Source organism: Iodidimonas sp. MBR-22 (assembly GCF_029946565.1).
Classification (GTDB): domain Bacteria; phylum Pseudomonadota; class Alphaproteobacteria; order Sphingomonadales; family Rhodothalassiaceae; genus Iodidimonas; species Iodidimonas nitroreducens.
This window is the reverse complement of sequence record NZ_JARKVQ010000002.1, coordinates 271,731-281,363: the sequence shown is the minus strand read 5'-3', so window position 1 is coordinate 281,363 and position 9,633 is coordinate 271,731. Positions and strand designations below refer to the sequence as shown.

The following is a 9,633-nucleotide window of genomic DNA, read 5'->3' as shown; positions in this document are numbered from 1 at the left end:
AAACTGCGCATAGCCCACCGGAAAACACGAACCAAATGGTGCTGCAATGGCAGTGAATTTAAACCGGACAGCAGTGGGCTTGACCCGGGGTGGCGAAAGAGGAGACGAGATGACGAAAATAAGGGGCCGGGGAGACGAATAAAAGGCGGGCCGGGGTGATGGAAATCGCGGGTCGAGGTGGCGAATAAAAGAGGAGTCGGGATGACACAAATCGCGAGCCGGGCTGACAATAAGAGCCCCGATGATCCAGAATATCAGGCGGCTTTGGCCTCGGCCTTATTGATTGCTGACCAAATGGCAAAAGGCGTGGCCGGCATATCCAAAGCCGTGACCCCTTTTGGAGCCAGCGCATCAAGGATGGCAATCATCACCGAGGGACAGGCCCCGATGGTTCCCGCCTCGCCACAGCCCTTCAGGCCCAAAGGATTGGTTTGGCATGGGATTTCATTATAGCTGAAATCGATCACCGGCATATCGCCTGCTTTGGGCATGGGATAATCCATGAAACTACCGCTCAAAAGCTGGGCATTTTCATCATAGATCACATCTTCACCCAAAGCCTGCCCGATCCCCTGCACAACCCCGCCATGGACCTGCCCGGCAACCAGCATAGGGTTTATAACGGTTCCGAAATCATCCACCACCGTATAGCGCTTGACCGCCACAACACCGGTTTGGGGATCGATTTCCACCTCGGCGATATGGCAGCCATTGGGAAATGTGGATGCGGATTTGGTATAGCGTGCCGACAGATCGAGCCCCCGCGCCAGGGCTTGGGGGAGATCGGCCTTGGCGGCTTCATCGGCCAGTTCAAAAACCCCCAAACGGCGATTGGTGCCTGAAAGCTCGAAAAATCCATCTTCAAAGCGGATGTCTTCGGGGCTTGCCTCATAAAGATGCGCCATCACCTGCCTGCCCCGCTCGATCACGCTATCACCCGCGGCGATGCAGGCATTGCCGATCATCTGCAACGAGCGCGAGCCCCCGGTGCCGCCCCCGGTGTTTTTGATCGCGCTATCCCCTTGCAGAATATCCACCTGATAGGGATCAATCCCCAAACGATCGGCAAAAACCTGGGCATAGGCGGTTTCATGGCCCTGCCCATTGGATTGGGTGCCCACGCTCACCGATACCCGGCCCGCCTTGGGATCAAAGCTGATATCGATCTCTTCCATCGGGTCGCCAAGGGTGCATTCCACATAATAGGCCATCCCCAGGCCCCGCAAAAGCCCACGTTCAGTGGCCTGCTGACGCCGTGTGGCAAAGCCCGCCCAATCGGCGCGCGCCATGGCATCGTGCATATTGCCGGTAAAATCGCCGCTATCGTAAATCGCCCCGGTCACATTTTTATAGGGCATCTGATCGGCGCGAACAAAATTGCGGCGGCGGATTTCATCTTGCGATAAGCCCAGATCCATCGCGCCCTGATGGATCAAGCGTTCCAACAGATAAGCCGCTTCCGGCCGACCGGCGCCCCGATAGGCATCCACCGGCGCGCTATTGGTATAAACCCCGGTCACCTGCTGATGAAAAGCCGGAATCCGATAAGGGCCGGGAGCCACCTGCAAAGGGGCAAGAGTGGCAATGGCCGGGCCGAAATTCGATAAACATGCCCCCATATTGGCAATCGTGCGGATGCGATAGCCCAAAATCCGGCCCTCTGGATCAAAAGCCATATCGGCGGTGCTTTTAAGATCGCGGCCATGGGTATCGGATAAAAAGGCTTCCGAGCGATCACAGGTCCATTTCACCGGCTTTCGCAGCAGGCGCGCCGCCTGCATCACCGGCAGATATTCCGAAAACATGAAGGCTTTCATGCCAAAGCCGCCGCCCACATCGGGGGTACACACCCGGATCCGATCGGCATCAATCCCCAAAAGATTGCAAAATCCATTGAGAATGCCCGCCACCCCTTGAGTGCCCAGATGCACCTCGAACCCTGATGCCTCATCATAGCGGGCATTGATCGCCCGAGGCTCCATGGAATTGGGGGCCACGCGATTATTGATGATCTTGACACTTGAAATATGGGCCGCCTGCTCAAAAGCCTGCTCCACAAGCGCCGGATCGCCGGTTTCCCATGTAAAACTGCGATTGCCGGGCGCATCTTCATAAAGCTGCGGGGCGGTTTCCAATAATGCCTGCTCACAATCGGCCACGGCATCGCGATCATCATAATCGGCAATGATCAGATCCACCGCTTCGCGCGCGGCGGCAAAGCTTGTGGCCACCACCATCGCCACCGGTTCACCGGCATAGCGCACCCGCCGGGAAACGAAAATCGGGCGATCTTTTTTCACCATGCCCGGCAGCTTGACATGACAGGGCACCGGTCCGATCCCGGCGGCGGTCATATCCTCATGGGTCAGCACCAGTTCCACACCGGGAAAGCTGCGCGCCGCCGCCACATCCAAAGTCACGAGATCGCCATGCGCCAAGGGCGCGCGCAAAAAGGCGGCATAAAGCTGGCCATCAAAGCTGAGATCATCGGTATAGCGCCCCGCGCCTTTGATAAAGCGCTGGTCTTCCACCCGCCGCATGGATTGACCGATCCCGAACTGCCGCATATCGCTTCCTTTCCGCCGTCTGAACTTTATAGATAGCTGTATTTCATCAATTTCGATAGCCGGGATCAAGGCGATCCGCTTTGCGCCGCAAAGCCGCCCAACTTAGGGCCGCCGGTTGGTCAAAGCCGGTCGCTGCCTGATGGAAAACACGCTGGCCCATGGCTTCGTCAAGCACGATGAGGGGCACCCCGCCCGATTGTGCGGCAATCTGCATCTCGCATGCCCTTTGCAGGAAAAACAGGCGCAGAAAGGCGGCCCCCACAGTTTCGCCGATGGTCAAAAGACCATGATTGCGCAGGATCATCAGATGGCGCGTGCCCATATCCGCAACCAGTCGCTCTTTTTCCCCGGCTTCCAGCGCCAAGCCCTCATAATCATGATAGCTGATATCCCCCCATTGGGTGAGGGCATCCTGGGTGAGGGGCAAAAGCCCGTCTCGCTGGCTTGCCACCGCCGTTCCCGCCACCGTATGCACATGCAAAACGCAGCGCGCATCATCACGGCTTTCATGAAGCGCAGAATGAATGACAAAGCCTGCGGGATTGATGGCATAGGGGCTATCGATCACCTTCTTACCCGCCAGATCGATCTTGACCAGTGATGAGGCCGTCACCTCCTCGAAAAACAGGCCAAGCGGATTGATCAGAAAATGATGCTCCGGCCCCGGCACCCGCATGGTCAGATGGGTGAAAATCAATTCATCCCACCCAAAATGAGCCACCAGCCGATAAGCGGCCGCCAGATCCTCACGCGCGGCCCATTCTTCCTTGCTCACCTGATCCCGCAGGCCTTCCGGCGATTTTGGGCCTTGATCCACCGCTTGCAATCGATCCGACATCTCATATCCTCTCATGCATTTCAGCCTTGTTTATAACATCGGCGCATTTCATCAAAAAATAAACCCCGCCAAAATAGCGATTTCATATCTGGCCGCCGATCTGGTAAAGAAGGCGATGATGGCTATATAGTCAGCCATAGCGTTCGCCTCGATCAATGTCTCAAACCAGCCTGCCATGGCGATAAGGCCGATCATGTCTGCATGTCATCCCATCCGCCCGCAAAGCCCCAGCAAAAGCCCCAACCAAAGCCAGAGCCAGTTGGTCGATCCTTTCGGGCGGCATGTCGATTATCTGCGGGTTTCCGTCACTGACCGATGCGATTTTCGCTGCGTGTATTGCATGGCGGAAACCATGACCTTTCTGCCCAAGCGTGAGGTGCTGTCGCTGGAAGAACTGGATCGCCTGTGCAGCGCCTTCATTGCCCGGGGGGTGCGAAAACTGCGCATCACCGGCGGCGAGCCGCTGGTGCGCAAGAATATCCTGTGGCTGTTTCAGCGCCTCGGCAGGCATCTGGAAGCCGGGGCCCTTGATGATCTGACGCTGACCACCAATGGCAGCCAGCTTGCGCATTATGCACCGCAGCTTTATGCCGCCGGGGTGCGGCGGGTGAATGTGTCCCTTGATACCCTTGATCGGGCAAAATTTGCGGCCATCACCCGGCGCGGGCGGCTCGAACAGGTTCTGGATGGGCTGGAGGCCGCCAAAAAAGCCGGGTTGCAGATCAAAATCAATGCCGTGGCCCTACGCGGCATCAATGATCAGGAATTTGATGAGATGATCCGCTTTTGCGGCATCCATGGTTTTGATCTCACCCTGATTGAAACCATGCCATTGGGGGAAATCGAAGAAGACCGCACGGATCGTTATCTGCCCCTCAGTGTGGTGCGCGCCGATCTGGAAAGCCGCTGGACTCTGACCGAAAGTGCCTATCGCACCGGTGGCCCGGCCCGCTACACGATCATCAAGGAAACCGGGCGCAAGCTTGGCTTCATCACCCCCCTCACCCATAATTTCTGCGAGGGCTGCAACCGCGTGCGGCTGACCTGTACCGGGCTTTTATATCTGTGTTTGGGTCAGGACGATAAAGCCGATCTGCGCCGCGTGCTGCGCGATAAAACCTATGCCAATGACCCTCGCGCCCTTGATGCCGCCCTTGATCTGGCCCTTGATGAAGCCATCAGCCGCAAACCCAAAGGCCATGATTTCGTGATCGAACGCAAGGGCGAAGGCCCTGCCCTATCTCGCCATATGAGTGTGACCGGGGGCTGAAGATGGGGCCAGAGCGCGCCCCGGTTCAACCGTGAATGCTTCGCCTTTAACCCCCTGCCAAAGCAGAAAGCTTGCCAGACCCTATCCGGCTCTGATTAGATGCCCTCCCGTCAGCAAGAGCACACAGGATTTATGGTCATTTCCCCCCGCATTGCCTTTATTGCCAGCAGCAGCCCCGAAGCGCAAAGCTCTGCTCAGGCTTTGGAAGCGCGCTATGGCAATTGTGGTCCCCAGGATGCCGATGTTATCGTGGCTTTGGGGGGCGATGGTTTCATGCTGCAAACCCTGCATAAAATGATCCACCATAATGTCCCGATCTTTGGGATGAACCGTGGCACGGTGGGCTTTTTGATGAATGAATTTTTCCTTGAAGACCTGCCTGATCGTTTATCCCAAGCCGATAGCGCCCATCTGCATCCCCTGCGGATGCGGGCTTTTGGGCCGGATGGGGATGTGCGGGAATATCTTGCCTTCAATGAAGTGGCGCTGTTGCGGGAAACCCGGCAGGCCGCCAAAATTCGCATCACCATTGATGGCAAAGTGCGGATGGAAGAATTGGTGTGCGATGGTATTCTTGTGGCAACGCCGGCTGGCAGCACCGCTTATAATTTATCGGCACATGGCCCTATTCTACCCATTGGCTCGGATATTCTGGCGCTCACCCCGATCAGTGCCTTTCGCCCCCGGCGCTGGCGAGGCGCGCTTTTAGAAGCGGATGCCCGCATTCTGTTTACCGTTCTCGAAAGCCGCAAAAGGCCGGTTTCGGCCACGGCTGATTTCCACGAAGTGCGCGATATCAAGGCGGTTGAGGTGGAAAAAGATCCCGCCATCAGCATCAAATTACTGTTTGACCCGGAACATAATCTGGCCGAACGCATGCTTTTGGAGCAATTCACCCCTTAAAAGCTTGCCTTTTCAGGGCTGTTCAGCATCGGCTAAGGGCAGGATAATCGTAAAGCGCGAGCCACTGCCTTCTTTGGATTGCAAGGTGATATCGCCCCCCATCAGGCGTGCCAGTTCACGGCTGATATGCAGGCCCAGCCCCGCGCCATCGCTTTTCCGGCTATAGATGGTTTCCGCAACCTGCTGGAATTTATCAAAAACCTTATCCTGCATCGAAGGCGCAATACCAATCCCGGTATCCCAGATGATGAGCATCGCCTTGCCATCCCGGCATTCCAGTTCAGCCCCGATCCGCCCCCCTTCGGGCGTGAATTTCAAAGCATTGGTCAAAAGATTGAGCAGGATCTGCGTGGTCCGCCGATCATCACAGGCAATGATCGCATCGTTTTCAAGGACGAGTTCGCTCAAATCGAGATGACGATCCTTCGCCCTGATCGCCACAAGGCTTGCGGCCTGTTCTAAAAGTTGTTTCAGGGACAGCGGTTCGATGTGAAGGCTCACCCCATCGCTATCGAGCACGGCCACATCAAGCACATCATTGATCAGGCTCAGCAAATGGCGGCCCGCGCCAACGATATCCTTGCTATAGGTGCGATATTTTGCATCCAAAGGTCCAAAAACTGCCATTTCCATACTTTCGGCAAAGCCGATGATGGCATTCAGAGGTGTGCGCAATTCATGGCTCATGGCCGCCAGAAATTCATTTTTCGCCCGCAAGGCGCTTTCGGCCTGCACCGATGCGATATCAAGCTCCAGATTTTTCCGGGTCAATTCTTCAAGGGTGGCCTCAAGATCGCGCTGCATCTCAAGGCTTTGCATAGATTTTTGATAAAGATCGGTAACATCCATCCCGGCGCCGCGATAACCCATGAAGGCCCCATCAAGGGAATCGAAAATCGGCACGGCAGAGAGACTGAAGCGCAATTTTCGGCCATCTGCGGCTTGAGCCTCCAATTCCAATCCGCGAAAAGGCGCCCGGCTTTCCAAGGCCCTTTCCAGATTTTCGACCAGATCATAGGCTGAAGCATCCTCATCATCCAATGATGCCAGTGCCGCCAATGGGCGGCCATAAAAGGCCGCAGAAGGATAGCCGATGGATGCTACAAAACGATCCGACAGCAAGGTCAGATGCCCATCGCGATCCGTTTCCCAAAACCAATCGGATGTGGCACGGGCGAAATCATTAAACCGCTGACGCGATAAAACCGCATCCCGCCGCAAGCTCAGATCCGCCGTTACATCGGTATAAACACCGCCAACTGCCTGCACATGGCCTGCATCATCGCAGAGCGGGAAATGACGCCCGCGCCAGCAGCGGCTTTTGCCATCAAGGCTCAGCCAATCCTCGGTCATCAGGGTTTCCCGGGCTGAAAGCACCCGATCCACCAAATCCAGATGGTCGGATGGCACGAAAGCGCCGCTTTTGATCATCCCCGGGCCGGGCTTCCGGCCATCACAGGCCGCCAGCAATTTCTGATAAGCCTCATTGACCAGCAAAACCAATCCTTCCGGGCTGAGAAGGTAAAAGGGCTGGCTTTCATCAATGATCAAACGTCCCTGCAAAGCCTTTAAGCTATCGTTTGCAGCGGCTGTGGGGGGGGCTTTTTCCCTTCGTTTTCCAGGCGTCTCATGCTCTTTTGAAGCGATTGTTGGGATATCGGTTTTAACGAGGCGAGCGGTCTGGGCTTTCCCCCGTGTTTTTGCTTGGGGCTTCGTCCGGGGCTGATGTGGGGATGGTGGCGCGGGCTCCTTGCGCATTTTCTGGGCCCAATGGGTCAGATCCTCATGATCATCATTGATCATCTGCTGTCTAACATCATCAGACATTTTGCAATTCCTCCAGCGCCATCTGATAGGCGCTGTCTCTTTGCCAATATTGCAATGCACCCCGGGCATTGGCCGCGCTCACCTGATCAAACAGCTCTAAAATGCGTTTCAAAACCCCCGGCCCACGGGCCCGCCCACCATCGCGCGCCTGACTGATCAAAAGATAGACAGAGGTAAACTGGCTGCGCTCCATGCCAATTGCCTTGGCCAGTACTGCAAGGCTTTCACCGCCCCGATCACTGAAAATCCGCCAGGCGGTTCTGAAATCGATGCCGCCCAATTCCGCAAGCCCGGCCACAAAAACCGCAATCCGGCGCTGGCGCAGGCTGCCCATCAGAAATTCAATCGTCAGATCCCCGGTTTCCGACAATCTGCGCACCAGCCTTTGGGCTTTGAGATAAGTGCCCTCCACCGATTGCTGCTGTGCCATCAGCCCGCGAGATGCCTGCCGCATGGCCTCATCGATCACGAGGGGATCAACGTCAAATTCGCTCAAAATCCGTTTGCGCAGGGAGGCGGCCACCCACCAATACATGCGATAGGCCAGTTCCGATGGCAGATCATCGCGATTGACCAAAGGTTCCTGAAAACGATCATTGCGCCGCGATTCGGCAACGAGATATTCCATCGCCCGCTGCGACAGGCTGGCATCCGCATTGCGCAACAAGGTTTCGATCACATCGCTATTGCCATATTCCACCAAAGCATTGGCAACGTCCTCGCTCAGCTCATCCCGCAGGGCAATGGCCAAACGATGCTCATCGGTGCGCATCCTGATGATCTCGACCAGATCTTCATCACGCAAAAGCCGGCTTTTTTCCAGAAGCGGGCGCGCCACCTCGATTTCATCATTGGATAAAAGGCGAACAATATCAGGAAGATCGATATCGGTGCGGGCAAAAAATTCCGCCAATTCCTGCCGCAGGCTTTTTTCAACGGTCCGGATCAGCTTTGCCAGAATATCTGACATCAGGGCGCGTTCATGCTCAGAGAGCCGTCCCTCTTCCGAGAGGAACAGATCTGTCATGTTTTCAAATAATTTGCGTCGCCCTTCGGCCGTTTTTTCACGTGCCAAAGTGACGAGATCATGAATACGATCGCCCATCAATCAAGCATCGTGTCAAAGCCCAAGCAAAGCCCTGCCACCAAAAGCCCCCTTCATATCAGCCCACATCAACCAATCTAGACTGATCGCAGGGGATTAAGGAAGACTTAATTACCAATTTAAATATGGATACACACTAAATTTTAGAAAAATTACAAGAAATTCAACAAGCTCAACCGGGACAGGCTGCCCAGCACCTGAAAAGAAGCGGCAAGAGCAGTTTGATCCTGATTGAGCCGGGTGATGGCTTCGGCCAGATCGACATCTTCGATATCCGAAACCAGTCCTTCGAGAAAAATCTGCGCCGTGGCATGCTGCTCATCAATGCTATCAAGGCGATTGCCCACAAGGGCATTGTTGATCTGAGCCGATTGCGCCTTTTGCACGGCACTTTCGATCTTTTCAAGTTCCGCGATGAGAAATTCGCGCTGATCGGGGATCGGCGGCAAAGCAAGTGGATCGCCATCTTTCAAGGTGCCATCAAGGGAACTGACCGCATTCAACTCAGCCAATCGCTTCATCGAGGCCATGATTTCATCGGCCACTTCGTCTGCCAGAATGCCGAATTCAACCTGCACACCCTCGGCGACGATGGCCTGTTTTTTCATCTGATCATTGCCAAAGGCATCGGCGGAGGTAGGCAGCATTTCCAGTTCGGCCAGATTGTTCACCGTGATCGGCGGTTGATCCGTGCGCGCCCCGGCAAACAGATATTGCCCATTCACCTGACTATTGAGCGCTGCGGTGATCAGCCCAAAGCTTTGTTCGAGAAAGGGCATGAAGCCGCTGGCATCATCCTGGCTGATGGCATCAAGCACAGTATCCTTGAGCCCGCGTGCCGAATCCACAATGGATGTAAGCTGAATATCAAAAACATCCACCGAAAGCTTGACGCTGCTGATGGTATCGCGAAAGCTGTTCACCCCATCGCGGGCTTGCCGGGCGCTGAGCGCCTCCTGAATTTGCGGCCCCAGACTTTGAAAATCATTGGCCTTTTTCCCGCTGGAAATCTGCTGCTGGGCAATGAACTGACGCTGCTGATTGCGCATCGTATTCTGCAGCAAAACCGTGGATTGGCCAAAACTCGAAATCCGTTCCATTGCTCTCTCCTAATCCGCCCTAA

General features: G+C 55.5%; 7 protein-coding genes. 2 read left to right on the top strand and 5 right to left on the bottom strand.

The features are described 5' to 3' along the window. Positions 1-254 precede the first annotated feature (254 nt). Both QK300_RS03045 and QK300_RS03040 read right to left on the bottom strand, forming a co-directional pair. On the bottom strand, positions 255-2,567 hold the full coding sequence (locus QK300_RS03045; RefSeq protein ID WP_281300029.1) for a xanthine dehydrogenase family protein molybdopterin-binding subunit: 2,313 nt from the start codon (positions 2,565-2,567) through the stop codon (positions 255-257). 46 nt (positions 2,568-2,613) lie between these two features. After that, positions 2,614-3,405 (bottom strand): class II aldolase/adducin family protein, encoded by a 792-nt coding sequence (locus QK300_RS03040; RefSeq protein ID WP_281300030.1) that lies wholly within the window; start codon positions 3,403-3,405, stop codon positions 2,614-2,616. Between the two features lie 193 nt (positions 3,406-3,598). Between QK300_RS03040 and moaA the strand changes: the two genes are divergently transcribed. Together moaA and QK300_RS03030 are read left to right on the top strand one after the other, a co-directional pair. Further along, positions 3,599-4,675 (top strand): GTP 3',8-cyclase MoaA, encoded by a 1,077-nt coding sequence (moaA, locus tag QK300_RS03035; RefSeq protein ID WP_281300031.1) that lies wholly within the window; start codon positions 3,599-3,601, stop codon positions 4,673-4,675. 132 nt (positions 4,676-4,807) lie between these two features. Next, a complete protein-coding gene (locus QK300_RS03030; RefSeq protein ID WP_281300032.1) occupies positions 4,808-5,578 on the top strand; it encodes an NAD kinase in 771 nt (256 codons plus the stop codon). 12 nt (positions 5,579-5,590) lie between these two features. Here the strand turns inward: QK300_RS03030 and QK300_RS03025 are convergent, their stop codons facing one another. The 3 genes from QK300_RS03025 to QK300_RS03015 form a co-directional block, all read right to left on the bottom strand. After that, a complete protein-coding gene (locus QK300_RS03025; RefSeq protein ID WP_281300033.1) occupies positions 5,591-7,405 on the bottom strand; it encodes a PAS domain-containing sensor histidine kinase in 1,815 nt (604 codons plus the stop codon). Then, on the bottom strand, positions 7,398-8,510 hold the full coding sequence (locus QK300_RS03020) for a DUF2336 domain-containing protein (RefSeq protein ID WP_281300034.1): 1,113 nt from the start codon (positions 8,508-8,510) through the stop codon (positions 7,398-7,400). The genes QK300_RS03025 and QK300_RS03020 overlap by 8 nt, the downstream gene beginning before the upstream one ends. 152 nt (positions 8,511-8,662) lie before the next feature. Continuing rightward, positions 8,663-9,610, bottom strand: a complete 948-nt coding sequence (locus QK300_RS03015) for a flagellin (RefSeq protein ID WP_281300035.1) — start codon at positions 9,608-9,610, stop codon at positions 8,663-8,665. Positions 9,611-9,633: the final 23 nt, after the last annotated feature.